General features: G+C 64.9%; 20 protein-coding genes and 1 pseudogene. 13 read left to right on the forward strand and 8 right to left on the reverse strand.

What is annotated here, in order from left to right; translation table 11 throughout:
• Positions 1–408: 408 nt before the first annotated feature.
• The gene (locus ACLEJP_RS24995) at positions 409–1,284 is read right to left on the reverse strand and encodes a TIGR02285 family protein (protein ID WP_440810749.1); all 876 of its coding nucleotides are present in this window, start codon (positions 1,282–1,284) and stop codon (positions 409–411) included.
• A gap of 20 nt (positions 1,285–1,304) precedes the next feature.
• Entirely contained in the window at positions 1,305–2,504 is a 1,200-nt protein-coding gene (locus ACLEJP_RS25000) for a CaiB/BaiF CoA transferase family protein (RefSeq protein ID WP_440810751.1), read from the reverse strand.
• 131 nt (positions 2,505–2,635) lie between these two features.
• Here ACLEJP_RS25000 and ACLEJP_RS25005 point away from each other — a divergent pair, with 131 nt between their 5' ends.
• From ACLEJP_RS25005 to ACLEJP_RS25015, 3 genes are all read left to right on the forward strand, one after another.
• Positions 2,636–3,178 carry a YaeQ family protein gene (locus ACLEJP_RS25005; protein ID WP_170028531.1) on the forward strand — a complete coding sequence of 181 codons (543 nt, stop codon included), beginning with the start codon at positions 2,636–2,638 and terminating at the stop codon, positions 3,176–3,178.
• An 8-nt stretch (positions 3,179–3,186) separates the two neighbouring features.
• Entirely contained in the window at positions 3,187–4,896 is a 1,710-nt protein-coding gene (gene recJ, locus ACLEJP_RS25010) for a single-stranded-DNA-specific exonuclease RecJ (RefSeq protein ID WP_440810753.1), read from the forward strand.
• Positions 4,897–5,238: 342 nt separating this feature from the next.
• Positions 5,239–6,345 (forward strand): NADH:flavin oxidoreductase/NADH oxidase, encoded by a 1,107-nt coding sequence (locus tag ACLEJP_RS25015; RefSeq protein WP_289134171.1) that lies wholly within the window; start codon positions 5,239–5,241, stop codon positions 6,343–6,345.
• A 115-nt stretch (positions 6,346–6,460) separates the two neighbouring features.
• On the opposite strand, the pseudogene ACLEJP_RS25020 reads toward ACLEJP_RS25015, so the two are convergent.
• The 6 genes and pseudogenes from ACLEJP_RS25020 to ydcS form a co-directional block, all read right to left on the reverse strand.
• Positions 6,461–6,589 (reverse strand): annotated as a pseudogene (locus ACLEJP_RS25020) (toxin-antitoxin system HicB family antitoxin); the annotation flags it as partial.
• 101 nt (positions 6,590–6,690) lie between these two features.
• Positions 6,691–8,115 (reverse strand): gamma-aminobutyraldehyde dehydrogenase, encoded by a 1,425-nt coding sequence (locus ACLEJP_RS25025; RefSeq protein ID WP_440810755.1) that lies wholly within the window; start codon positions 8,113–8,115, stop codon positions 6,691–6,693.
• A gap of 17 nt (positions 8,116–8,132) precedes the next feature.
• On the reverse strand, positions 8,133–8,939 hold the full coding sequence (locus tag ACLEJP_RS25030; protein WP_440810757.1) for an ABC transporter permease: 807 nt from the start codon (positions 8,937–8,939) through the stop codon (positions 8,133–8,135).
• A complete protein-coding gene (locus tag ACLEJP_RS25035; RefSeq protein WP_440810759.1) occupies positions 8,929–9,840 on the reverse strand; it encodes an ABC transporter permease in 912 nt (303 codons plus the stop codon). Before ACLEJP_RS25035 ends, ACLEJP_RS25030 begins: the two co-directional genes overlap by 11 nt.
• Before the next feature lies 1 nt (position 9,841).
• A complete protein-coding gene (locus tag ACLEJP_RS25040) occupies positions 9,842–10,873 on the reverse strand; it encodes an ABC transporter ATP-binding protein (protein WP_440810761.1) in 1,032 nt (343 codons plus the stop codon).
• A 150-nt stretch (positions 10,874–11,023) separates the two neighbouring features.
• Positions 11,024–12,175: a putative ABC transporter substrate-binding protein YdcS gene (gene ydcS, locus ACLEJP_RS25045; protein ID WP_440810763.1), complete on the reverse strand. Its 1,152-nt coding sequence runs from the start codon at positions 12,173–12,175 to the stop codon at positions 11,024–11,026.
• 213 nt (positions 12,176–12,388) lie between these two features.
• Here ydcS and ACLEJP_RS25050 point away from each other — a divergent pair, with 213 nt between their 5' ends.
• The 10 genes from ACLEJP_RS25050 (at position 12,389) to lysS (ending at position 24,436) form a co-directional block, all read left to right on the forward strand.
• On the forward strand, positions 12,389–13,069 hold the full coding sequence (locus tag ACLEJP_RS25050) for a tellurite resistance TerB family protein (RefSeq protein WP_440810765.1): 681 nt from the start codon (positions 12,389–12,391) through the stop codon (positions 13,067–13,069).
• A gap of 135 nt (positions 13,070–13,204) precedes the next feature.
• The gene (locus ACLEJP_RS25055) at positions 13,205–14,827 is read left to right on the forward strand and encodes a methyl-accepting chemotaxis protein (RefSeq protein WP_440810767.1); all 1,623 of its coding nucleotides are present in this window, start codon (positions 13,205–13,207) and stop codon (positions 14,825–14,827) included.
• Between the two features lie 5 nt (positions 14,828–14,832).
• A complete protein-coding gene (locus ACLEJP_RS25060) occupies positions 14,833–15,339 on the forward strand; it encodes a chemotaxis protein CheW (RefSeq protein WP_225776568.1) in 507 nt (168 codons plus the stop codon).
• Positions 15,336–16,604 (forward strand): CheR family methyltransferase, encoded by a 1,269-nt coding sequence (locus tag ACLEJP_RS25065; protein ID WP_440810769.1) that lies wholly within the window; start codon positions 15,336–15,338, stop codon positions 16,602–16,604. The genes ACLEJP_RS25060 and ACLEJP_RS25065 overlap by 4 nt, the downstream gene beginning before the upstream one ends.
• Complete coding sequence (locus ACLEJP_RS25070) at positions 16,601–17,266, forward strand: chemotaxis protein CheW (RefSeq protein ID WP_440810771.1); 666 nt, start codon at positions 16,601–16,603, stop codon at positions 17,264–17,266. The genes ACLEJP_RS25065 and ACLEJP_RS25070 overlap by 4 nt, the downstream gene beginning before the upstream one ends.
• Positions 17,263–19,560 carry a hybrid sensor histidine kinase/response regulator gene (locus ACLEJP_RS25075; protein WP_440810772.1) on the forward strand — a complete coding sequence of 766 codons (2,298 nt, stop codon included), beginning with the start codon at positions 17,263–17,265 and terminating at the stop codon, positions 19,558–19,560. Before ACLEJP_RS25070 ends, ACLEJP_RS25075 begins: the two co-directional genes overlap by 4 nt.
• Positions 19,557–20,570, forward strand: coding sequence for a chemotaxis response regulator protein-glutamate methylesterase (locus ACLEJP_RS25080; protein ID WP_440810774.1), 1,014 nt, complete (start codon positions 19,557–19,559; stop codon positions 20,568–20,570). The genes ACLEJP_RS25075 and ACLEJP_RS25080 overlap by 4 nt, the downstream gene beginning before the upstream one ends.
• Positions 20,571–20,621: 51 nt before the next feature.
• Positions 20,622–21,626, forward strand: a complete 1,005-nt coding sequence (gene wspR / locus ACLEJP_RS25085; protein ID WP_440810776.1) for a Wsp signal transduction system regulator diguanylate cyclase WspR — start codon at positions 20,622–20,624, stop codon at positions 21,624–21,626.
• Positions 21,627–21,744: 118 nt separating this feature from the next.
• Positions 21,745–22,840, forward strand: a protein-coding gene (gene prfB / locus ACLEJP_RS25090; protein WP_123084286.1) for a peptide chain release factor 2 whose coding sequence is annotated in 2 segments (ribosomal slippage) — positions 21,745–21,816 and positions 21,818–22,840 — 1,095 coding nt in all. Because the reading frame shifts where the segments join, the coding sequence is not laid out codon by codon here.
• A 93-nt stretch (positions 22,841–22,933) separates the two neighbouring features.
• The gene (lysS, locus tag ACLEJP_RS25095; protein WP_440810778.1) at positions 22,934–24,436 is read left to right on the forward strand and encodes a lysine--tRNA ligase; all 1,503 of its coding nucleotides are present in this window, start codon (positions 22,934–22,936) and stop codon (positions 24,434–24,436) included.
• The last annotated feature ends 81 nt before the right edge of the window (positions 24,437–24,517 follow it).

Raw genomic sequence — 24,517 nt, forward strand, 5'->3', positions numbered from 1 at the left:
AGTAACCGGGTAGATCTGCTGGGTGTTGAGGGCCGGCGCCAGTGCGAGGTAGCTGGCTATCTTTCAGATCCTCAAGCAGTATCGTCTTTTTCTTGGTGGGCACTGGTTGATCAGTACCCTTGGACTCGTTGGACATCCTTAATCCTCGTCTCTTACCGGGGCGACTTCACGCAACGGCTGCGGACTTTCCAAGCAGTCGGACGCAAGCAATCTGCGGAACGCGAAGAGTAACGAGGAATCAATTCACATGGGAGATTGAAACTTCCTAACGCTTTGTAGGAATTCTCTTTTTGGCTATGTTTTTATTCTTTAGCGTCAACTAAAAGAATAGGAGTCAAGTGTGGTTTTAGCTTGATAGAAGTTGGCAGTAAGTTGCCAAAGAAACATTGCAGAAGAATTGCTCGGCGCTCACGGGTGTTGGAAAAAACCTTTGCTCTCTTCCAGGTAGCCGCCTTGCAACGCCGGGTCCAGCCAGCGCGCGTATTGCGCCGGCAACAGCGCCTGACGCAGGGGCGGCAGCAATTGGTCGATATGTGCGATGGCTGCACGCCCCAGCTCGGAGTCCGAGCACCCCACATGCAGAAACTGAAAGCGCTTGACTCCCTGTACAGGATAGAACCGATAGTCATCCAGCGCCCCGCCTTGCTGCTGGACCAGGTAGCGCACTTCATGCCAGTACCCAAGCACCAGGCGCAAGCGCCCCAGTTGCTGCATCTGCAGCAGGTTGGCGGTGGCATCGTTGCCATAGTGGCGGTTGAGCACGGTGTCGGGCAGCTGGCGCAGGATCGCGTCGATCTGCGTGCCGTAGCTGCGTTCGGCAACCACCCCCAGCTGCAGCATGGTCTTGCTCAGCAGGGCATGCAGGTCTACCTGCTGGTCGTCGAGGTAAGGCTCCACCAGCGCCTGGCTGTCCTTGCGCAGCACCAGGCCACCGCTGAGCACGCCCAGCGACGGCATGGAAAAGCGCACGTATTCGGCGCGCTCCGGTGTCCATAACAAGGTCGGGTCACAGGTGAAGCTGTTGCGGTCTTGCAGCATCTGGATGCCGCGGGCGCGGTTGACCCGCACGATGCTGTGGTCGTACTCGGGCATCTGGGCGATCAGCCGAGGCAACAGCTGGTCGATCACTCCCTGGCCCTTTTCCGGGCCTTCGAGGATGGTGAACGGCGGCAGGTCGCGCACCAGCCAGAAGAGGCGCTCCTTGGCGCTGGCCGGTTGCAGCAGCAGTGCCGGCAGCAGCCCGCACAGCAGCACCAGGCGATGTAGGTAACGGGCAGCGCACATGAGCCGGGCCAGCGTCAGGGTCAGACCGTGCCGGCTGCGCGCAGGTTGGCGATGGCAGTCGCGTCGTAGCCCAGCTTGCCGAGCAACGCCTCGGTGTGCTCGCCCAGCGCCGGGCCGACCCACTCGGCCGAGCCGGGGGTATCCGACAATTTGGGGACGATGCCGGGCATGCGGAACGGCTTGCCGTCCGGCAGCCGGGCCTGCAGGAACATCTCACGTGCCAGGTACTGCGGATCGTTGAACATGTCTTCGGCCGAATAGATGCGGCTGGCCGGTACTTCGGCCGTGGTCAGCACCTGCATCAACTGGTCCAGCGGCAGGCTGTTGGCCCAGCGGTCGATCACCCCGTACAGCTCGTCGCGGCGCAGGTCGCGGCCATCATTGGTAGCCAGGCTCGGGTCGTCGGCCAGGTCGCTGCGGCCAATGGCCTGCATGAAGCGCTTGAAGATCGCATCGCCGTTGGCGCCGATCTGCACATGCTTGCCGTCGGCACTGGTATGAATGGAGGAGGGCGTGATCCCCGGCATGATGTTGCCGGTGCGCTCGCGGATGAAGCCGAACACGTCGAATTCCGGGACCATGCTTTCCATCATGGCGAAGATTGCCTCGTACAGTGCCACATCCACCACCTGGCCTTCACCGCCGTTGACCTCGCGGTGGCGCAGGGCCATCAGCGCGCCGATCACGCCCCACAAGGCGGCAATCGAGTCACCGATGGAAATGCCCGTACGCACCGGCGGGCGGTCGTCAAAACCGGTGATGTAGCGCAGGCCGCCCATCGACTCGCCCACGGCGCCGAAGCCTGGCTGGTCCTTCAGCGGCCCGGTCTGGCCAAAGCCCGACAGGCGCACCATCACCAGGCGCGGGTTGAGGGCATGCAGCACGTCCCAGCCCAGGCCGAGTTTTTCCAGCACGCCCGGGCGGAAGTTCTCGATCAGGATGTCTGCCTCGGCCAGCAGCCGCTTGAGAATCTCGCGGCCCTCGGGGTGCTTGAGGTTGAGGGTGAGCGACTGCTTGTTGCGGGCCTGTACGAACCACCACAGCGAGGTGCCCTCGTACAACTTGCGCCATTTGCGCAGCGGGTCGCCGCCATCGGGCGATTCGACCTTGATCACCTCGGCGCCGAATTCGGCGCAGATGCGCGAGGCGAACGGCCCGGCGATCAGGGTGCCAAGTTCGATGACTTTGAGGCCGGCGAGGGGCTTGCTGGGCGTAGGCATGGGGCATCCGTGGCAACTGGGCAGAGCCGTGGTTTTATCATAGGTCGCAAGCGGCAGATACTGCCGCGGCGCAACCAAGGGCAGGATCGGTTAGACTGTGCCCCTTTTCTTGCGCAAGAAGCCCGTCGACCATGGCCCAGCCGTCTACCACCTACAAATTCGAACTGAACCTGACCGACCTCGATCGTGGCGTATACGAGAACGTCCGCCAGACCATCGCCCGTCACCCTTCGGAAACCGAAGAGCGCATGGCCGTGCGTTTGCTGGCCTATGCGCTGTGGTACAACGAGAACCTGGCCTTCGGCCGCGGCCTGTCCGACGTCGACGAAGCGGCCCTGTGGGAGAAGAGCCTGGACGATCGCATCCTGCACTGGATCGAAGTGGGCCAGCCGGACGCCGAGCGCCTGACCTGGTGCTCGCGCCGCACCGAGCGTACCAGCCTGCTGGCCTACGGCAGCCTGCGGGTGTGGCAGAACAAGGTGGTGGACGCGGTCAAGGGGTTGAAGAACCTGAGCATCGCCGCCGTTCCGCAGGAGGTGTTGGCAACCCTCGCTACCGACATGCCGCGCACCATCAAGTGGGACGTGATGATCAGCGAGGGCACGGTGTTCGTCACCGATGACCGCGGCCAGCATGAAGTGCAGCTGGAGTGGCTGCTGGGTGAGCGTGGCTGAAGCACTCCATGCGTATCGAACCTCGCCCGCTGCCGCCGAGCCTGCCATTTCTCGGTAACCTGCCACCCTTGCTGACCCGTCTGTACGCCGCCCGCGGCGTGCAGAGCGAGGCCGAACTGGACAAAAGCCTGGCGCGTCTGCTGCCGTTCCAGCAGCTCAAGGGTATCGAAGCCGGTGTCGACCTGCTGGTCGAGGCCATCGACCAGCGTCAACGCATCCTGATCGTTGGCGACTTCGATGCCGACGGTGCCACCGCCAGTACGGTCGGCGTACTGGGCCTGCGCCTGCTGGGTGCAGCACATGTCGACTACCTGGTGCCCAACCGCTTCGAGTATGGCTACGGGCTGACCCCGGAGATCGTCGCGGTGGCGCTGCAACGCCAGCCGCAACTGCTGATTACCGTGGACAACGGCATTTCCAGTGTCGACGGGGTCGCGGCGGCCAAGGCGGCGGGGCTCAAGGTGCTGGTGACCGACCACCACCTGCCGGGTGAACAGTTGCCCGCGGCCGACGCCATCATCAACCCCAACCAGCCGGGCTGCCCCTTCCCGAGCAAGGCGCTGGCCGGGGTCGGGGTGATCTTCTACGTGCTGATGGCCCTGCGTGCACGCCTGCGCAGCCTTGGGCGCTACGAGACGCAGCCACAGCCGAACATCGGCGAACTGCTCGACCTGGTCGCCCTCGGCAGCGTCGCCGACGTGGTGCCACTGGACGCCAACAACCGCATCCTGGTGCACCAGGGCCTCGAGCGTATCCGCGCCGGCCGCGCCCGCCCGGGGCTCAAGGCCATTCTCGAAGTGGCCCGTCGCGACCACCGGCGCATCACCTCGACCGACCTCGGTTTCATCCTCGGCCCGCGCCTGAATGCTGCCGGGCGCCTGGATGACATGAGCCTGGGTATCGAATGCCTGTTGTGCGAGGACGCGGCCCTGGCGCTGGACATGGCCCAGCAGCTGGACGACCTGAACCAGGACCGCAAGTCGATCGAGCAGGGCATGCAGCGTGAGGCCCTGGCCCAGCTCAAGGACCTGCCCATCGAGTCGATGCCCTACGGCCTGTGCCTGTTCGATGCGGACTGGCACCAGGGTGTGATCGGTATCCTGGCCTCGCGCCTGAAGGAGCGTTACCACCGGCCGACCATCGCTTTCGCCGATGCCGGCGAGGGCATGCTCAAGGGCTCGGCGCGTTCGGTGCCGGGCTTCCATATTCGCGATGCGCTGGATGCCGTGGCGGCGCGTCACCCGCAACTGATCAGCAAGTTCGGCGGCCATGCCATGGCCGCCGGGTTGTCGCTGCCCGAGGCGAATTTCCCGGCATTTGCCCAGGCGTTCGACGAAGAAGTGCGGCGTCACCTGGCTGAAGACGACCTGACCGGCCGCCTGCTGTCAGATGGCAGCCTGGCAGTGGAGGAGTTCCACCTCGACCTGGCCAAGGCCCTGCGCCAGGCCGGCCCCTGGGGCCAGCATTTCCCCGAGCCGCTGTTCCATGGCGTGTTCCAGTTGGTGGAGCAGCGCGTGGTGGGCGAGCGGCACCTGAAGGTGGTGCTCAAGAGCGAGTGCGGGTCGGTGCGGCTGGACGGTATTGCCTTTGGTATCGACCGCGAAGTGTGGCCGAACCCAACGGTGCGGTGGGTGGAGCTGGCTTACAAGCTGGATGTGAACGAGTTTCGTGGGAATGAGAGTGTGCAGTTGATGATTGCGCATATGGAGCCGCGCTGAGTTTGTCCCAGGTGCCCGCCTCGGTTTTTCCTAATCTATTCGCCGCCCGTTCATATGTGTAGGAAGCGTCTGATACACGCGGCGGACCAGTCAGAAATGTCACTGATAGGCGCTAATAGAGGGTACCCGTCTTGGTTCTTGCAGGGTTGCGGGTATCGAGCGCCGCGCGGGCGGCGCTCGATCTCACAGGCGCTGCAAACCTTTCGGCAAACACCTCGCCATCCCACTGAACCTTCCCCCCCACCAATCTGGTCTAGTCTGAATATTGACCGGACCCGGGCCAGGGACGTGCACTTGAGTGTCCGGGCCGGATCACCATTGGAGTCCTTGGGAGGTGCCCTCATGAGCCTGCTGCTCGAGCCTTACACCCTGCGTCAGCTGACCCTGCCCAACCGCATCGCCGTTTCGCCGATGTGCCAGTATTCCGCTGTCGATGGCCTGGCCAACGATTGGCACCTTGTTCATCTTGGCAGCCGCGCCGTGGGTGGCGCGGGCCTGGTCATCACCGAAGCCGTGGCGGTAACCGCCGATGGCCGCATCACCGCCGAAGACCTCGGCCTGTGGGATGATGCGCAGATCGCCCCGTTGCAGCGCATCACCCGTTTCATCACCGCCCAGGGCGTCGTGCCGGGTATCCAGCTGGCCCACGCCGGGCGCAAGGCCAGTACCTATCGGCCATGGCTGGGCAAGCAGGGCAGCGTCAAGCCGGAAGAGGGTGGCTGGCAGCCGGTGGGGCCCTCGAGGATTGCCTTCGACCCGCAGCACACCACGCCTCGCGAGTTGAGCCAGGATGAAATCCAGGGTGTGATCGACGCGTTCGTCGCCTCGACCGAGCGCGCCCTGAAAGCCGGATTCAAGGTCGTGGAAATCCACGCCGCGCATGGCTACCTGCTGCATCAGTTCCTGTCACCACTGAGCAACCAGCGGCGTGACGAGTACGGCAGCTGCTTCGAAAACCGTATCCGCCTGACCTTGCAGGTGGTCGAGGCCGTGCGCAAGGTGTGGCCGGCCGAATTGCCGCTGTTCGTGCGGGTGTCGGCGACCGATTGGGTCGAGGATGGCTGGAACCCGGATGAAACCGTCGAGCTGGCGCGCCGCCTGCGTGGCCTGGGCGTCGACCTGATCGACGTGTCTTCCGGCGGCACCTCGGTCAATGCCGAGATCCCCACCGGCCCCGGCTACCAGACCCGTTTCGCCGAGCGCGTGCGCAAGGAATCGGAAATCGCCACCGGCACCGTGGGCATGATCACCGAACCGGCGCAGGCCGAGCACATTCTGCGCACTGGCCAGGCCGACATCATCTTCCTTGCCCGCGAGCTGCTGCGCGACCCTTACTGGCCGTTGCATGCCGATGATGACCTGGGCGGCAACAAGGCCACCTGGCCAGCGCAGTACCAGCGCGCGACCAGCCGCGCCAATCCGATCCACGAGTCGGACCTGCGGGATTGACCCAAGCCTGACGCGGCCCCGGCTGTTCATGTGTCGAGGCTGAATGCCTGGGGCCGCTGCACGGCCCTTTCGCGAAACAAGAGCACTCCGGCAGCGACCGCGTTGGCGTATTGATTCAGCTATAGGCAGCCTTGCTGAGGATATCGCTTACCCACTGATTGATACTCTTCTCGGCCAACTCGGCCTCGGCCGCCACGCTAGCGTGGAGGGTGGGTTCCAAGCGCAGGCTGAGCTTGCCAGAGTAGGGCTCAATGGATGAACTGTAAGGGAGAGGGTATCGTGCTTGAAGGAAATGTCTGAGATATTGACCGAGGGGATGTAACGCCCCTCGGTCACCACGACCGCTTAGTGTTTGATCATCACATGTCGCACACAGGTGTAGTCTTCCAGCCCATACATCGACATGTCCTTGCCATACCCCGAATGCTTCTGCCCGCCATGGGGCATTTCGCTGACCAGCATGAAGTGGGTGTTCACCCAGGTGCAGCCATACTGCAGGCGCGCCGCCAGGCGGTGGGCGCGGCCGGTGTCGCGGGTCCATACCGATGAAGCCAGGCCGTAGTCGGAGTCGTTGGCCCATTCCAGCGCCTGCGCTTCGTCGCTGAAGCGGGTGACCGAGACCACCGGGCCGAACACTTCGTTACGCACGATCTCGTCGTCCTGCAGGGCATCGGCCAACACCGTCGGCGCGAAGAAGAAACCGTCACCCTCGATCGCCTTGCCGCCGGTCACCAGGCGAATATGCGGCTGGGCGATGGCCCGCTGTACCAGGCCAGCGACCTTGTCGCGGTGCTGGGCGCTGATCAGTGGCCCCAGCTCGGTGTCTTCGGCTTCCTGCAGCCCGGGCTTGAGGCTGGCTACCGCTTCACCCAGGCGTTCGACGAAGCGCTCGTAGATGCCGTCCTGCACATACAACCGACAGGCAGCGGTGCAGTCCTGCCCAGCGTTGTAGAAGCCGAAGGTGCGGATGCCGTCGATGGCCGCGTCGAGGTCGGCATCGTCGAACACCAGCACCGGCGCCTTGCCGCCCAGTTCCATGTGCATGCGTTTCACGCTGTCGGCGGTAGCGCTGATGATGTGCGCGCCGGTGGGAATCGAGCCGGTCAGCGACACCATGCGCACCTTGGGGTGGGTGACCAACGGGTTGCCGACGGTCTGGCCGCGGCCGAAGAGAATGTTCAACACTCCCGGCGGCAACAGCTCCAGGGCCAGTTCACCCAGGCGCAGGGCAGTCAGCGGGGTCATCTCGGAGGGCTTGATCACTACCGTATTGCCGGCGGCCAGGGCCGGGGCGATCTTCCACGCCAGCATCATCAACGGGTAGTTCCACGGTGCGATCGAGGCGACCACGCCCAGCGGGTCGCGGCGGATCATCGAGGTATGCCCCGGCAGGTATTCGCCCGCTGCCGAGCCGCCCAGGCAGCGCGCTGCACCGGCGAAATAGCGGAACACATCGGCAATCGCCGGAATCTCGTCATTCAATGCGGCGCTCAGCGGCTTGCCGCAGTTCTGCGACTCCAGCCGGGCCAGTTCATCGCCATGGGCTTCGATCGCGTCGGCCAATGCCAGCAACGCCTGTGCACGCTCCTTGGGGCTGGTTTGCGACCAGCTGTCGAAGGCCCGGTCGGCGGCGCGCACGGCGCTGTCCACCTGGGCTTCGGTGGCTTCGTTGACCTGCGCCAGGGCACTGCCCAGCGCCGGATTGAGCACGGTCCAGGCTGGGCCTTCGCCAGCGACCAGCTGGCCATTGATCAGCATCTGCGTTTGCATCGGGGACTCCTCCAGGGTCATTTGCCGCTGCCCGCGACGCTTTCGCCGCCACGGGTCAGGTAATAGGCGCCAAGGATTGGCAGCATGGTCACCAGCATCACCAGCATGGCGACCACGTTGGTCACCGGCACGTCACGCGGGCGGCTGAGCTGGTTGAGCAACCAGATCGGCAGGGTGCGTTCGTGGCCGGCGGTAAAGGTGGTGACAATGATTTCGTCGAACGACAGGGCAAAGGCCAGCATGCCGCCGGCCAACAGCGCCGAGCCAAGGTTGGGCAGGATGATGTAGCGGAAGGTCTGCCAGCCATCGGCGCCCAGGTCCATCGAGGCTTCGATCAGGCTCTGCGAAGTGCGCCGCAGGCGGGCGATGACGTTGTTGTAGACGATCACCACGCAAAAGGTGGCGTGGCCGACCACGATGGTGAACACCCCGGGCTCCATGCCCAGGCTCTTGAACGCCGAAAGCAGGGCGATACCGGTGATGATGCCGGGCAGGGCGATGGGCAGGATCAGCAGCAGCGAAATGCTCTCCTTGCCGAAGAAGCTGCGCCGGTACAGCGCCGCCGAGGCCAGCGTGCCCAGCACCAGGGCGATCAGCGTGGCCAGGCAGGCCACCTGCAGCGACAGCTTGATCGCCTCCAGCACATCGGGCCTGGCGAAGGCCACGGCGAACCACTTCAGGGTAAAGCCCTTGGGCGGAAAGCTGAACGCCGCGTCTTCGGTATTGAAGGCGTACAGGACGATGACCAGGATCGGAAAGTGCAGGAACAGCAGGCCGCCCCAGGCCGCCAGGCGCAGCCCGGGCGAGGCTTTTTCAGAGTGCATCGAAGGCCCCCAGGCGCTTGACCAAGGACAGGTACACCGCGATCAGCACGATCGGTACCAGGGTGAAGGCGGCGGCCATCGGCAGGTTGCCGATCGCCCCTTGCTGGGCATAGACCAAGCTGCCGATGAAGTAGCCGGGCGGGCCGATCAGCTGCGGCACGATGAAATCGCCCAGGGTCAGCGAAAAGGTGAAGATCGAGCCGGCGGCAATGCCTGGAATCGACAGCGGCAGGACCACTTGCACGAAGGTTTGCCCAGGGCGGGCGCCGAGGTCTGCCGAGGCCTGCAGCAGCGAAGGTGGCAAGCGTTCCAGCGCGGCCTGGATCGGCAGGATCATGAATGGCAGCCAGATGTATACGAACACCATGAAACGCCCCAGGTGCGAAGTGGACAGGGTACTGCCGCCCACACCCGGCACCGCCAGCACGGTTTGCAACAGGGCCTCCAGGTGCAGCTGCTGGACGAACCACTGGGCCACACCGCCCTTGGCCAGCAGCAGGGTCCAGGCGTAGGTCTTGACGATGTAGCTGGCCCACATCGGCATCATCACTGCGATGTAGAAGAACGCCTTGGTCTTGCCGCTGGTGTAGCGCGCCATGTAATAGGCGATGGGGAAGGCCAGCACTGCACTGGCCAGCGACACCGCCACCGCCATGCCCAGGGTGCGCAGGATGATGTCGAAGTTCGACGGGTTGAACAGCGCGGCGAAATTACCCAGGGTCAGGTCCGGGGTAACCGCCATGGTGAAGTCGTCGAAGGTGTAGAACCCTTGCCACAGCAGGTTGAGCAGCGAGCCCAGGTAGATCGCGCCAAACCAGGTCAGTGGCGGGACCAGCAGCATGGCCAGGTACAGGTTGGGGCGTCGGTACAGCAGGTTGGACAGGCCGCGCAATGCACTCATGTCAGCGGCCCCCGCCTTCCTGCAATACGGTCATGGCTTCGCGTGGCCAGTGCGCCTGGACCCGCTGCCCGGTTTGCCAGGCCTGTGCCTCGACCTGCCAGCGGTCGTTGGCCTGGCTTACCGCCAACAGCTGGCCGCTGTCGAGCTGCAGCTCGTAACGGGTGGCACTGCCCTGGTACTGGATATCGCGCAGCACGCCACTGACCTGGACCGCCTGGCCGCCTGCAACCGGGTGGCCCAGGCGAATGTGCTCGGGGCGGATGGAGAACGGCGCCGGGCTGCCGTGGAGCGCCAGCGCCAGTTCGCCGCGCAGCACGTTGGAGGAGCCGACGAATTCGGCGACGAAGGGCGTGGCCGGTTGCATGTACAGGTTGCGCGGTGTGTCGACCTGCTCGATCCGGCCGCGGTTGAATACCGCCACCCGGTCAGACATCGACAGTGCCTCGGTCTGGTCGTGGGTGACGAAGATGAAGGTGATGCCCAACTGACGCTGAAGCTTTTTCAGTTCGCCCTGCATCTGCTCGCGCAGTTTCAGGTCCAGCGCGCCCAAGGGTTCGTCCAGCAGCAATACCCGTGGCCGGTTGACCAGGGCGCGAGCCAGGGCCACGCGCTGGCGTTGCCCGCCAGACAGCTGTGCCGGCTTGCGTGTGCCGTAGCCGGCCAGGGCCACCATCGCCAGGGCTTCTTCGGCGCGGCCGTGGCGTTCGGCCTTGGCCACGCCTTTCACTTTCAGGCCGTAGGCAATGTTGTCCAGGACGTTCATGTGCGGGAACAGTGCGTAGTCCTGGAACACCGTGTTGACGTCACGCAGGTACGGCGGCACGCCGGCGGCCTCGACGCCGTGGATACGGATCGAGCCGCTGCTGGGGTGCTCGAAGCCGGCGATCAGGCGCAGGCAGGTGGTCTTGCCCGAGCCAGACGGGCCGAGCATGGAGAAGAACTCGCCATCGAGGATGTCGATGCTGACCTGGTCGACGGCGGTAACCTCGCCGAACGTACGGGAAACCTGGGTGAACTGGACGGCTAGGGGCATGCGTGGGCTCCTGGCATCAAAGTTTCTCCTGTGTCGGCCTTTTCGCGGGCACGCCCGCTCCCACAGGTATTACACAGCCTTCAAGGCCGGTGCCCTGCCTGTGGGAGCGGGCGTGTCCGCGAAGAGGTCGGCCCTGGCATTCAGGCAACCTCAGCGCCCACCCATGATCGCAATGTAATCCTGGGTCCAGCGGCTATACGGCACGAACTTGCCCCCCTGGGCCTGCGGAGTTTTCCAGAAGGCGATCTTGTCGAAGTTGTCGAAGCCATTGGTTTTGCAACCCTCGGGCCCCAGCAACTCGCTGCCGGTACAGGCCGCCGGCACTGCAGGCAACGAGCCGAACCAGGCCGCCACGTCCCCCTGCACCTTCGGTTGCAATGACCAATCCATCCACTTGTAGGCACAGTTGGGGTGCTTGGCCTCGCTGTGGAGCATGGTGGTATCGGCCCAGCCGGTGGCCCCTTCCCTGGGAATGGTCGAAGCCACCGGCTGCTTCTCGGCCTTCAGGCCATTGACCATGTAGCCCCAGGAGCTGGTTGCGACCACGCCTTCGTTCTTCACGTCGCTCATCTGCACCGTTGCGTCATGCCAGTAGCGGTGCACTAACGGTTGCTGTTGGCGCAGCAGTTCCAGCACGGCCTTGTACTGGGCTTCGTTCAGTTCGTACGGGTCCTGGATGCCCAGCTCCGGCTTGGCGGTTTTCAGGTACAGCGCCGCATCGGCGATGTAGATCGGCCCGTCGTAGGCCTGCACGCGCCCCTTGTTCGGCTTGCCGTCGGGCAGGTTCTGCGGCTCGAACAGCACGCCCCAGCTGGTGGGCGCCTGCTTGAACACCTCGGTGTTGTACAGCAGCACGTTAGGCCCCCACTGGTAGGGGGTACCGTAGACCTGCTTGTCGACCACGTACCAGCCGCCGTTCTGCAAGCGCGGGTCGATATGCTTCCAGTTGGGGATCAGCGCGGTATTGATCGGCTGCACCCGCTTGCCTGCGATCAGCCGCAGCGATGCGTCACCCGAAGCGGTGACCAGATCGTAGCCGCCCTTGGTCATCAGGCTGACCATCTCGTCCGACGTGGCGGCGGTCTTGACGCTGACCTTGCAACCGGTTTCCTTCTCGAAACCGCTGACCCAGTCGTAGGCCTTGTCGCTTTCGCCGCGCTCGATGTAGCCCGGCCAGGCGACGATGTCCAGGCGCCCCTCACCAGCGCCCAGGGCCTTGGGCGGTTCGGCAGCCTGCAGGCTGGCGCTGGCCAGCACGGCACCGGTCATGGCGCCGAGCAATGCGGTCTTGTGCACTGACATGGTGTTCCCTCTTTTTGGCGATTTTGTTCGGGGCAGTCAAAGCAAGCCGTGAAGCATTGGTTATAAGCGTAGTGCGAGTGCGTGCAGTATTGGCGATATCGAGTCTAGTTGGCTTTTTGCCAGCCAATGCAACATCCAGAAGCAAATCCACGGTGGCGTGCGCTTGGCCAAGCCTTACTCTGGCCTTTGTACTTTTTCCGTGGAGACCCGCGAATGAATACGCGCAGCCTGCTCGATCAACTACTCAAGTCCGGCCAGCAACTGCTCGAAAAGCAGGGCGCTACCGGTAAGCCCGGTAGCGCTGCCGGTGGGCTTGGCGGGCTGTTGTCCGGCACCGGTGGCGGTTTGTTGGGCGGGGGCGCGCTGGGGCTGTTGCTGGGCAGCAAGAAAGCCCGCAAGTATGGCGGCAAGGCGCTCACTTATGGTGGCCTGGCCGCGCTGGGGGTGTTGGCCTACAAAGCCTATGGCAACTGGCAGGCCAGTCAGCGGCTGGCTGCAAGCGAGCCCCAGACCGTCGACCGCCTGCCGCCGGCCCAGGCCGAACAGCACAGCCAGGCCGTGCTGCGGGCGCTGGTGGCAGCGGCCAAGTCCGATGGCCATATCGACGCGCGCGAGCGGGCGCTGATCGAGGGCGAGTTCAGCCGCCTGGACAGCGACCGTGAACTGCAACACTGGTTGCACGATGAGCTGAACAAGCCGCTGGACCCGGCCGAAGTGGCCCGTGCCGCGCAAACGCCGGAAATGGCGGCAGAGATGTACCTGGCCAGCGTGATGATGGTCGACCAGGAGAACTTCATGGAGCGCGCCTATCTGGACGAACTGGCCCGCCAGCTGCGCCTGGACCCGGGCCTGCGCCAGGAGCTGGAAAGCCAGGCAAGGCTTGCAGCAAGCTGATATCGAGCGGATGGGCTGCAACGCAGCCCAATGACCGGTCCATCAAACGCCTGCCATTCAGCCGCAAAAGCGCCGGGCGCCTGAGCTATACTCCGGCGGTTTTTCCCACTTGTTGCGAATTCCTGAGGGCTGAATGTGAAGAACTGGACCTTGCGCCAACGGATCCTGGCAAGTTTCGCCGTGATCATCGCCATCATGCTGCTGATGATCGTGGCTGCCTACTCGCGGTTGGTGGCCATCGAAGCCGCCGAAGAGGCGGTGGGCAGCGACAGCATTCCAGGGGTTTACTACAGCTCGATGATCCGCAGCGCCTGGGTCGACAGCTATGTCACCAGCCAGCAACTGGTGGGCCTGTCCAACCGCCGCGAAATCACCACGGCCGACATGGAACTGTTCAAAGGTTTCGAAGACCGGCTGAAGCAGCACATGGCGAGTTACCAGGCCACGATCCGGACCAAGGACGACCAGACCCGTTTCGATTCTTTCGTGCAGCTCGAAGAAAACTACATGAAGATCGTTGGCCAGGTCCTGGACGCCTACCGCCGGCATGACTACGACGGCGCCCAGCGGCTGATCAGCGACGTGCTCACCCCGACCTGGGTGGATGGGCGCCAGCACCTGACCGAGGTCATCGAGGATAACCGCGCCTCAGCCGACGCCGCCACCAACGACATCGTCAACGCCGTGAGCACGGCCAAGGGCAGCATGGTGGTTTCGCTGTTGCTGGCCATCATCGCCGCGGGCGTCTGCGGCCTGTTGCTGATGCGTGCCATCTCGGCGCCCATGCAGCGCATTGTGCATGCCCTCGACAAACTGCGTTCAGGCGACCTGAGCATGCGCCTGAGCCTGGAGCGCAAGGACGAATTCGGCGCCATCGAAAGCGGCTTCAACGAAATGGCCGAGGCCCTGGCCAACCTGGTGGCCCAGGCTCAGCGCTCGTCGGTCCAGGTGACCACGTCGGTGACCGAGATTGCCGCCACTTCCAAGCAGCAGCAGGCCACCGCCACCGAGACGGCTGCCACCACCACCGAGATCGGTGCCACTTCGCGGGAAATCGCCGCCACTTCGCGTGACCTGGTGCGCACCATGACCGAGGTGACCTCGGCGGCCGACCAGGCCTCCAGCCTGGCCGGTTCCGGCCAGCAGGGCCTGGCGCGAATGGAAGAAACCATGCACCAGGTGATGGGCGCCGCCGACCTGGTCAACGCCAAGCTGGCGATCCTCAACGAAAAGGCCAGCAACATCACCCAGATGGTGGTGACCATCGTCAAGGTTGCCGACCAGACCAACCTGCTGTCGCTCAACGCCGCCATCGAGGCGGAAAAGGCTGGTGAATACGGCCGTGGTTTCGCTGTGGTCGCCACCGAAGTGCGCCGCCTGGCCGACCAGACCGCCGTGGCCACCTATGACATCGAGCAGATGGTGCGCGAGATCCAGTCGGCCGTGTCGGCCGGGGTCATGGGCATGGACAAATTCTCCGAGGAAGTGCGCCGCGGCATGTTCGAGGTGCAGCAGGTAGGCGAGCAACTGAGCCAGATCATCCACCAGGTCCAGGCCCTGGCGCCACGCGTGCTGATGGTCAACGAAGGCATGCAGGCCCAGGCTACCGGTGCCGAGCAGATCAACCAGGCGCTGGCCCAGCTCAGCGACGCCAGCACCCAGACAGTCGAGTCGCTGCGCCAGGCCAGTTTTGCCATCGATGAGCTGAGCCAGGTGGCCGCAGGCCTGCGCGGCGGCGTGTCGCGCTTCAAAGTCTGACTACGATGAATGACATGCAACCGCGCGCCGCGCGGGAGGACAACGCCAAGGGGGTGTTGTACCTGCAGTTCCGCATTCAGGAACAGCGCTTCGCCTTGAGCGTGCATGAGGTGATCGAAGTGCTGCCGCGCCAGCCGCTCAAGCCGATCGCCCAGGCGCCTGGTTGGGTCGCGGGCATCCTCGCCCACCGTGGCCTGCTGGTGCCGGTGGTCGACCTGGCGGCGTTGAGCTTTGGCCAGCCGGCGGCGCAACGCACCAGTACCCGGCTGGTGCTGGTGCATTATCGTGGCGGCCTGCAGCTTGGCCTGATCCTGGAACAGGCGACCGAAACCCTGCGCTGCCACCCCGACGAGTTCCAGCCGTATGGCGTGGACAGCGGTGAAGCCCCCTACCTGGGGCCGGTGCGCCAGGACGAACAGGGCCTGCTGCAGCGCATCGAGGTCAACGACTTGCTGCCCGAAGCGGTGCACCGACTGCTGTATACGGGTGAGCCGACAGGGATGCCGACATGAACGAGCAACATTTCTTCCGCTTCCTGCGTGAACGTATCGGCCTGGACGTGGAGTCGGTGGGGGCGTCCATGGTCGAACGTGCGCTGCGTCAGCGGTGCGTGGCCGTGAACGCCGTCGACCTCGACGATTACTGGCTGCGCCTGCAGCAATCGATGGACGAGCAACAGGCGCTGATCGAAGCCGTCATCGTCCCGGAAACCTGGTTCTTCCGTTACCCCGAATCCTTCACCGCCTTGGCCAGCCTGGCGCACAAGCGCCTGGCCGAGCTTGCCGGGGCGCGCCCGCTGCGCCTGCTCAGCCTGCCATGCTCGACTGGCGAGGAGCCCTATTCGCTGGCCATGGCCCTGCTCGACGCTGGCATCGCACCGGGTGCATTTCTGATCGATGGCATGGACATCAGCCCCAGTTCGGTGGCCAAGGCCGGGCAAGCCCTGTATGGGCGCAACGCCTTCCGTGGCAGCGACCTGGGTTTTCGCGAGCGCTATTTCGATGCCGTTGACGATGGCCACCAGCTTCACCAGCGGGTACGCGAGCAGGTCAGCTTGCAGGTGGGCAATGTGCTCGACCCGGCGCTGGCCAGCCGCGATGGTTTGTACGACTTCGTGTTCTGCCGCAACCTGCTGATCTACTTCGACCTGGCCACCCAGCAACGGGTGTTCGAGGTGCTCAAGCGCCTGCTGCACGCGCAAGGGGTGTTGTTCATCGGCCCGGCCGAAGGCAGCCTGCTGGCGCGGTTGGGTATGCGCCCGGTAGGGATTGCCCAGTCGTTCGCCTACGTGCGCGAGGAGGGCAGTGCCGTTGCGCCGGCTAGCGCCCCGGCATTGCCGACCCGACGCCGGTTGCCAGCGCAACCGACGCCAGGCTATCCGTTGCCCGCTGCGGCACGGCCACTGCGCGTGCTGCCCGTGGCAGCCAGGCCAGCGCCGGTGCGCGAGCACCAGGGCGGGCAGCCTGGCGAGCTGTTGGCCAGCATTGCCCGGCTGGCCAATGCCGGTGCCAGCGAGCAGGCCCGTGCCGAATGCCAGCGCTACCTCGCCCAGTTCCCGCCTTCGGCGCAGGTGTATTACTGGCTGGGGTTGCTCAGCGATACCGAGGGCGACGCGCAGCAGGCGCTCAGCCACTATCGCAAAGCCCTGTATCTGGAGCCGCAGCACCCCGAGGCGCTGGTGCACCTGGCGGCCTTGCTGGCGGCCCAGGGTGACCTGGCCGGTGCCCGGCGCTTGCAGGAGCGCGCTGCACGGGCGGGGCGGGAGTCTGAACGATGAAGAAAGAGTCCGCGATGCAACTGCTCGCCGAGGATGATGCGCACATCGACGACTGCTGGAACCGCATTGGGGTACACGGCGACAAGCAATGCCCGCTGCTGGCGCGGCATGTTCACTGCCGAAACTGCGAAGTCTACGCCGCTGCCGCCACGCGCCTGCTCGACCGTTATGCCTTGATGGAAGACCATCGGGCGGTAGCGGCAGCGCCTGCCGAGGAAGCCACGGGCCGTTCGATGCTGCTGTTCCGCCTGGGTGAAGAATGGCTGGCGCTGGCCACCGCCTGCCTGGCCGAAATCGCCCCGCTGCAGGCGGTGCATTCATTGCCGCACCAGCGCTCGCGCGTGCTGCAGGGTGTGGCCAATGTACGCGGTGCGCTGGTGCCGTGCCTGTCGCTGGCCGACCTGCTGGGCGTGCAGGCCGGCGCCACCGAGCAACGCGCCGGCCGGGTGATGCCTCGCATGCTGATTCTGGCCACCGACGGTGGGCCGGTGGTGCTGGCCGTCGAGGAAATCGACGGCATTCACCGGCTCGACCCGCAGCTGCTCGCCAGCGGCCAGGATGCCACCCGTTTCACCGCTGCGGTCCTGCAATGGCGTGGCCGCAGCGTACGGGTGCTGGACGAACAACACTTACTGTCTGCCGTGCAGCGGAGCCTGTCATGACCCCGGAGCAAATGCGCGACGCATCGTTGCTCGAGCTGTTCAGCCTGGAAGCCGAGGCGCAGACCCAGGTGCTCAGCACCGGCTTGATGGCGCTGGAACGCAACCCTGTGCAGGCCGACCAGCTCGAGGCGTGCATGCGTGCTGCGCACTCCCTGAAGGGCGCGGCGCGGATCGTCGGGGTGGACGCTGGCGTCAGCGTCGCCCACGTCATGGAGGACTGCCTGGTGGCCGCCCAGGAGGGCCGGCTGCGGCTGAGCGCCGAGCATATCGACGCGCTGCTGCAAGGTACCGACCTGCTGATGCGCATCGCCACGCCCGGGGATACCGCGGCACAGGCGACCCTGCCGGTATTCCTCGCACAAATGGCCAGCCTGCTGGACCCGGCGGCTGCGGCCATGCCTGCCGTACCGCCCAGCGTGCCAGCAGCGCCGGAGGCGCCGGCCCTGCAACCCGAGCCAGCGCCGCTGCCGGTCGCCCCCACCGGGCCTGAGCCCGAACCCGAGTCGGCGCCGCGTCGCAAGGCGCCCAAGCCTGCCGGCGAAGGTGCGGAGCGGGTGCTGCGGGTGACCGCCGATCGCCTCAACAGCTTGCTTGACCTGTCCAGCAAATCGCTGGTCGAGACCCAGCGGCTCAAGCCTTACCTGGCCTCGCTGCAGCGCCTCAAGCGCATGCACGGCCAAGGCATGCAGGCGCTCGACGGCCTGCGCAGGCAGCTGGAGGACAGTGGCCAGAGCAGCGAGGTGCTCGAAGCCTTGGCGCAGACCCAGCGCCTGCTGGCGGAAACCCAGCAGGTCCTGCAGCAGCAGGCGGCCGACCTGGACGAGTTCGGCTGGCAGGCCAGCCAGCGCGCACAACTGCTGTACGACACGGCGCTGGCCTGCCGGATGCGGCCGTTTGCCGATGTGCTGGCCGGCCAGAGCCGCATGGTCCGCGACCTTGGCCGGTCGCTGGGCAAACCGGTGCGCTTGCTGGTAGAAGGGGAAAAGACCCAGGTCGACCGTGATGTGCTGGAAAAGCTCGAAGCACCGCTGACCCACCTGTTGCGCAATGCGGTCGACCACGGCATCGAGCTGCCCGAGCGGCGTCTGCTGGCAGGCAAGCCGGAGGAGGGGGTGATCCGCCTGCGCGCCTCGCACCAGGCCGGCATGCTCAGCCTGGAACTGATCGACGATGGCGCCGGCATCGACCTCGAACGCCTGCGCAGCAACATCGTCGAGCGGGCCCTGTCACCCGCCGACACGGTGGCGCGGATGAGCGAGGCCGAGTTGCTGACGTTCCTGTTCCTGCCCGGGTTCAGCTTGCGCGACAAGGTTACCGAGGTGTCCGGGCGTGGTGTCGGCCTGGATGCGGTACAGCACATGATCCGTGAGCTGCGCGGCTCGATCGAGCTGACCCAGACGGCCGGGCAGGGCTGCCGTTTCCACCTGCAGGTGCCGCTGACCTTGTCAGTGGTGCGCAGCCTGGTGGTCGAGGTGGGGGGCGAGGCCTACGCCTTCCCGCTCGCCCACATCGAACGCACGCTGGACGTGGCTGCCGAAGAGATCGTGCAGATCGAAGGACGCCAGCACTTCTGGCACGAAGGCCGCCACATCGGCCTGGTCGCGGCCAGCCAGTTGCTTAACCGCCCGGCCGGGCAGGCCGAAGAGAGCCGCCTGCGGGTGGTGGTGATTCGTGAGCGCGAGCAACTGTACGGCGTGGCCGTGGAGCGGCTGGTGGGCGAGCGGGTGCTGGTGGTGATGCCACTCGACCCGCGCCTGGGCAAGGTACAGGATATTTCTTCCGGCGCCCTGCTCGACGATGGTTCGGTGGTGCTGATCATCGATGTCGAAGACTTGTTGCGCTCGCTGGATAAACTGCTCAGCACCGGCAGCCTTGAACGCATCGCGCGCGGCAGCGGCGGCGCCCGCGGCGTGGTGCGCAAGCGCATCCTGGTGGTCGACGATTCGCTGACCGTGCGTGAACTGCAGCGCAAATTGCTGGGCAACCGTGGCTACGACGTGGCCGTGGCGGTGGATGGCATGGACGGCTGGAACGCCCTGCGTGCGGAGGACTTCGACCTGCTGATCACCGACATCGACATGCCGCGCATGGACGGCATCGAGCTGGTCACCCTGGTGCGCCGCGACCAGCGTCTGCAATCGCTGCCGGTCATGGTGGTGTCCTACAAGGACCGCGAGGAAGACCGACGGCGTGGCCTGGATGCTGGCGCCGACTACTATTTGGCAAAGGCCAGTTTCCATGACGACGCGTTGCTGGATGCTGTGGACGAGCTGATCGGGGGGGCGCAAGGATGAAGATCGCCATCGTCAACGACATGCCCATGGCCGTCGAGGCACTGCGCCGGGTGGTCGCCTTCGAGCCCGAGCACCAGGTGATATGGGTGGCCGGCAACGGTGCCGAGGCGGTGCAGCGCTGTGCGGAACAGTTGCCAGACCTGATCCTCATGGACCTGATCATGCCGGTAATGGACGGTGTCGAGGCTACCCGCAGGATCATGGCCGAAACCCCTTGCGCCATCGTCATCGTGACGGTCGACCGCAAGCAGAACATGCATCGGGTGTTCGAGGCCATGGGCCACGGCGCCCTCGACGTGGTCGACACGCCGGCGCTGGGGGCGGGCGACCCGCGCGAAGCGGCAGCGCCACTGTTGCGCAAGATCCTCAACATAAGCTGGCTGATCGGCCAGCAGAATGCCCCGGCCGCGCGCCCGGTTGCCGCGCCGGTGCGGGCTGTGTCGCAGCACCGCGGGCTGGTGGCGATCGGCTCGTCCGCGGGTGGCCCGGCGGCCCTCGAAGTGCTGCTGAAGGCCCTGCCGGCGGCGTTTCCGGCGGCCATCGTGCTGGTCCAGCATGTGGACCAGGTCTTTGCCGCGGGCATGGCCGAATGGCTCAGCAGTGCAGCCGGCCTGCCGGTGCGCCTGGCCCGCCAAGGTGAACCGCCGCAACCCGGCCAGGTGTTGCTGGCCGGCACCAACCACCACATCCGCCTGCTACAGAACGGCCAACTGGCCTACACTGCCGAACCGGTCAACGAGATATACCGGCCCTCGATCGATGTGTTCTTCGAGAGCGTGGCGCGCTACTGGAGCGGCGATGCGGTGGGTGTGCTGCTCACCGGCATGGGCCGCGACGGCGCCCAGGGTCTGAAACTGATGCGCCAGCGGGGCTTTCTCACCATTGCCCAGGACCAGGCCAGCAGCGCGGTGTATGGGATGCCCAAGGCCGCTGCGGCCATCGATGCCGCGGTGGAGGTCCGCCCGCTGGAACGCATAGCCGGGCGCTTGATGGAATTTTTTGCTAAATGACGAAGTGTATTGAATCACGCCGCCAGGCCGGTAGTGATCGGGTGAACAGCCATGAATGACTTACCGATCGAAGGTTTCACGACCACCAACGAAAACGCGGCGATGGTACTGCTGGTCGACGACCAGGCCATGATCGGCGAGGCGGTGCGGCGTGGCCTGGCCAACGAGGACAACATCGACTTCCACTTCTGCGCCGACCCGCACCAGGCGGTGGCCCAGGCGGTGCGCATCAAGCCCACGGTTATTCTGCAGGACCTGATCATGCCTGGCCTGGACGGGCTGACCCTGGTGCGTGAATATCGCAACAACCCGGCCACCCAGGACATTCCGATCATCGTCCTGTCGACCAAGGAAGACCCGCTGGTCAAGAGCGCAGCCTTCGCTGCCGGGGCCAACGACTACCTGGTCAAGCTGCCTGACACCATCGAACTGGTGGCGCGCATTCGCTACCACTCGCGCTCCTACCTGACCCTGCTGCAGCGCGACGAGGCCTACCGCGCCCTGCGCGTCAGCCAGCAGCAGTTGCTCGACTCCAACCTGATGCTGCAGCGGCTGATGAACTCGGATGGCCTGACCGGGTTGTCCAACCGCCGTCACTTCGACGAATACCTCGAGCTGGAATGGCGCCGTGCCATGCGTGAGCAGCAGCAGTTGTCGCTGCTGATGATCGACGTGGACTTCTTCAAGGCCTACAACGACAGCTTCGGCCACCTGGCCGGGGACGAGGCCCTGCGCCAGGTCGCCGAGGCGATCCGCGGTGCATGTTCGCGGCCGACCGACCTGCCGGCGCGCTATGGCGGCGAGGAATTCGTCCTGGTGTTGCCCAACACCTCACCGGGTGGGGCCCGCCTGGTGGCTGAAAAGCTGCGTCAGACCGTATTGGGCCTGGGCATCCCGCACACTGCGCCGACCGCTGACTCGTACCTGACCGTGAGCATTGGCCTGGCGACCCAGACCCCGGCCATCGGCAGCCATAGCCGGCAGTTGATCTCGGCCGCCGACAAGGGGCTGTACCAGGCCAAGAATGGCGGGCGCAACCAGGTCGGTATCGCCTGAGCGGCTCGCCATATCCTGCAGAAGCGGCTATTCGGGTGCCCGGCGGGTCTGCCGCCCTGCGGCGGACTCGGTTATACTCGCAGGCTTTTCACCGAATTCGCACGAGAGCCAGCCGCCCATGGAAATCCAACCGATCCTGAACACCATCAAGGACCTTACCGAGCGTTCCCAGTCCATTCGGGGGTATCTTTGACTACGATCACAAGCATGACCGCCTGATCGAAGTCAACCGCGAGCTGGAAGACCCCAACGTCTGGAACAAGCCCGAGTACGCCCAGGCCCTGGGCCGCGAGCGTGCCATGCTGGCCCAGGTCGTCGAGACCCTGGACAAGCTGTCTGGTGGCCTGGCCGACTGCCAGGACCTGCTCGACATGGCCGTCGAGGAAAATGACGAAGGCGCCGTCGGCGACGTCGTGACCGAGCTGGAAGGCCTGGAAGAAAAACTGGCCCAGCTTGAGTTCCGTCGCATGTTCAGCGGCGAGATGGACATGAACAACGCCTACCTGGACATCCAGGCCGGCTCCGGTGGTACCGAGGCGCAGGACTGGGCCAACATCCTGCTGCGCATGTACCTGCGCTGGGCCGACAAGCGTGGTTTCGACGCCACCATCATCGAGCTGTCCGAAGGTGAAGTCGCCGGCATCAAGGGCGCCACCGTGCATGTCAAGGGCGAGTACGCCTTCGGCTGGCTGCGCACCGAAATCGGTGTGCACCGCCTGGTGCGCAAGAGCCCGTTCGACTCCGGTGCCCGTCGCCACACCTCGTTCTCGGCGGTGTTCGTGTCGCCCGAGATCGATGACAAGGTCGAGATCGAGATCAACCCGGCCGACCTGCGCATCGACACCTACCGCTCTTCCGGTGCCGGTGGCCAGCACGTGAACACCACCGACTCGGCGGTACGTATCACCCACGTGCCGACCAACACCGTGGTGGCGTGCCAGAACGAACGCTCCCAGCACGCCAACAAGGACACCGCCATGAAAATGCTGCGGGCCAAGTTGTACGAGCTGGAAATGCAGAAGCGCAACGCCGCTTCGCAGGCGCTGGAAGACAGCAAGTCGGACATCGGCTGGGGCCACCAGATCCGCTCCTACGTGCTGGATGACTCGCGCATCAAGGACCTGCGCACCGGTGTCGAGCGCAGCGACTGCCAGAAGGTCCTGGACGGCGACCTCGACCAGTACCTGGAAGCGAGCCTCAAGCAAGGGCTGTAAACCGCACACAACTGCCGCGGTACCTGGCCTGGGGCCGGTACCGCGTGCCCTGCCCGAAAGGGGCACCGAACACCTGATGGAAAGAATGACGAAATGAGCGACCTCAAGACCGACGTGCAAGACCTGCAACAGGAAGAAAACGCCCTGATCGCCCTGCGCAAGGAAAAGCTTGCCGCCGAGCGCGCCAAGGGCAACGCCTTCCCCAATGACTTCCGTCGCGACAGCTACTGCAACGACCTGCAGAAACAGTACGCGGACAAGACCAAGGAAGAACTGGAAGCTGCAGCGATTCCGGTCAAGGTCGCTGGTCGCATCATGCTCAACCGCGGCTCGTTCATGGTTATCCAGGACATGACCGGGCGCATCCAGGTCTACGTCAACCGCAAGACCCTGCCCGAAGACACCCTGGCCGCGGTCAAGACCTGGGACCTGGGCGACATCATCAGCGCCGAAGGCACCCTGGCCCGTTCCGGCAAGGGCGACCTGTACGTCGAAATGACCAACGTGCGCCTGCTGACCAAGTCGCTGCGCCCGCTGCCCGACAAGCACCACGGCCTGACCGACACCGAGCAGCGCTACCGCCAGCGTTACGTCGACCTGATGGTCAACGAAGAAACCCGCCACACCTTCCGTGTGCGCTCGCAGGTGATCGCGCACATCCGCAAGTTCCTCAGCGAGCGCGACTTCCTCGAAGTCGAGACGCCGATGCTGCAGACCATCCCTGGCGGTGCCGCGGCCAAGCCGTTCGAAACCCACCACAACGCCCTGGACATGGCCATGTTCCTGCGTATCGCGCCGGAGCTGTACCTCAAGCGGCTGGTGGTTGGTGGTTTCGAGAAAGTGTTCGAGATCAACCGCAACTTCCGTAACGAAGGCGTTTCGACCCGGCACAACCCTGAGTTCACCATGCTCGAGTTCTACCAGGCCTACGCTGACTACCGCGACAACATGGACCTCACCGAGGAACTGTTCCGCGAGCTGGCGCAGCTGGTCCTGGGCAGCACCGACGTGCCGTACGGCGACAAGGTGTTCCACTTCGGCGAGCCGTTCGCCCGCCTGTCGGTCTTCGACTCGATCCTCAAGTACAACCCGGAACTGACCGCTGCCGACCTGCAGGACGTCGACCGTGCCCGCGAGATCGCCAGGAAGGCCGGCGCCAAGGTGCTGGGCCACGAAGGCCTGGGCAAGCTGCAGGTGATGATTTTCGAAGAACTGGTCGAGCACAAGCTGGAGCAGCCGCACTTCATCACCGAGTACCCGTTCGAAGTGTCGCCGCTGGCCCGTCGCAACGATGACAACCCGGCGGTTACCGACCGTTTCGAGCTGTTCATTGGCGGCCGCGAGATCGCCAACGCCTACTCCGAGCTGAACGATGCCGAAGACCAGGCCGAGCGCTTCCTGGCCCAGGTGGCCGAGAAGGACGCCGGTGACGACGAGGCCATGCATTACGACGCCGACTTCGTGCGTGCCCTGGAATACGGCATGCCGCCGACCGCAGGTGAAGGCATTGGTATCGACCGCCTGGTGATGCTGCTGACCAACTCGCCATCGATCCGCGACGTGATCCTGTTCCCGCACATGCGTCCGCAAGCCTGAGCCGTTTGAACCAGCCGCCTTTCGAGGCGGCTTTTTCTTGCCTGAAGCTTTATGTTGTCTGTACCGGCCTCTTCGCGGGCG

This window comes from Pseudomonas sp. SMV7, from assembly GCF_052041995.1.
In the GTDB taxonomy this organism is placed as follows: domain Bacteria; phylum Pseudomonadota; class Gammaproteobacteria; order Pseudomonadales; family Pseudomonadaceae; genus Aquipseudomonas.

What these genes read in the sequence shown, in the direction of transcription:
- ACLEJP_RS24995 (WP_440810749.1), bottom strand. Translation starts at nt 1,284, where the DNA reads ATGTGCGCTGCCCGTTACCTACATCGCCTGGTGCTGCTGTGCGGGCTG.
- ACLEJP_RS25000 (WP_440810751.1), bottom strand. Translation starts at nt 2,504, where the DNA reads ATGCCTACGCCCAGCAAGCCCCTCGCCGGCCTCAAAGTCATCGAACTT.
- ACLEJP_RS25005 (WP_170028531.1), top strand. Translation starts at nt 2,636, where the DNA reads ATGGCCCAGCCGTCTACCACCTACAAATTCGAACTGAACCTGACCGAC.
- recJ (WP_440810753.1), top strand. Translation starts at nt 3,187, where the DNA reads ATGCGTATCGAACCTCGCCCGCTGCCGCCGAGCCTGCCATTTCTCGGT.
- ACLEJP_RS25015 (WP_289134171.1), top strand. Translation starts at nt 5,239, where the DNA reads ATGAGCCTGCTGCTCGAGCCTTACACCCTGCGTCAGCTGACCCTGCCC.
- ACLEJP_RS25025 (WP_440810755.1), bottom strand. Translation starts at nt 8,115, where the DNA reads ATGCAAACGCAGATGCTGATCAATGGCCAGCTGGTCGCTGGCGAAGGC.
- ACLEJP_RS25030 (WP_440810757.1), bottom strand. Translation starts at nt 8,939, where the DNA reads ATGCACTCTGAAAAAGCCTCGCCCGGGCTGCGCCTGGCGGCCTGGGGC.
- ACLEJP_RS25035 (WP_440810759.1), bottom strand. Translation starts at nt 9,840, where the DNA reads ATGAGTGCATTGCGCGGCCTGTCCAACCTGCTGTACCGACGCCCCAAC.
- ACLEJP_RS25040 (WP_440810761.1), bottom strand. Translation starts at nt 10,873, where the DNA reads ATGCCCCTAGCCGTCCAGTTCACCCAGGTTTCCCGTACGTTCGGCGAG.
- ydcS (WP_440810763.1), bottom strand. Translation starts at nt 12,175, where the DNA reads ATGTCAGTGCACAAGACCGCATTGCTCGGCGCCATGACCGGTGCCGTG.
- ACLEJP_RS25050 (WP_440810765.1), top strand. Translation starts at nt 12,389, where the DNA reads ATGAATACGCGCAGCCTGCTCGATCAACTACTCAAGTCCGGCCAGCAA.
- ACLEJP_RS25060 (WP_225776568.1), top strand. Translation starts at nt 14,833, where the DNA reads ATGAATGACATGCAACCGCGCGCCGCGCGGGAGGACAACGCCAAGGGG.
- ACLEJP_RS25065 (WP_440810769.1), top strand. Translation starts at nt 15,336, where the DNA reads ATGAACGAGCAACATTTCTTCCGCTTCCTGCGTGAACGTATCGGCCTG.
- ACLEJP_RS25070 (WP_440810771.1), top strand. Translation starts at nt 16,601, where the DNA reads ATGAAGAAAGAGTCCGCGATGCAACTGCTCGCCGAGGATGATGCGCAC.
- ACLEJP_RS25075 (WP_440810772.1), top strand. Translation starts at nt 17,263, where the DNA reads ATGACCCCGGAGCAAATGCGCGACGCATCGTTGCTCGAGCTGTTCAGC.
- ACLEJP_RS25080 (WP_440810774.1), top strand. Translation starts at nt 19,557, where the DNA reads ATGAAGATCGCCATCGTCAACGACATGCCCATGGCCGTCGAGGCACTG.
- wspR (WP_440810776.1), top strand. Translation starts at nt 20,622, where the DNA reads ATGAATGACTTACCGATCGAAGGTTTCACGACCACCAACGAAAACGCG.
- lysS (WP_440810778.1), top strand. Translation starts at nt 22,934, where the DNA reads ATGAGCGACCTCAAGACCGACGTGCAAGACCTGCAACAGGAAGAAAAC.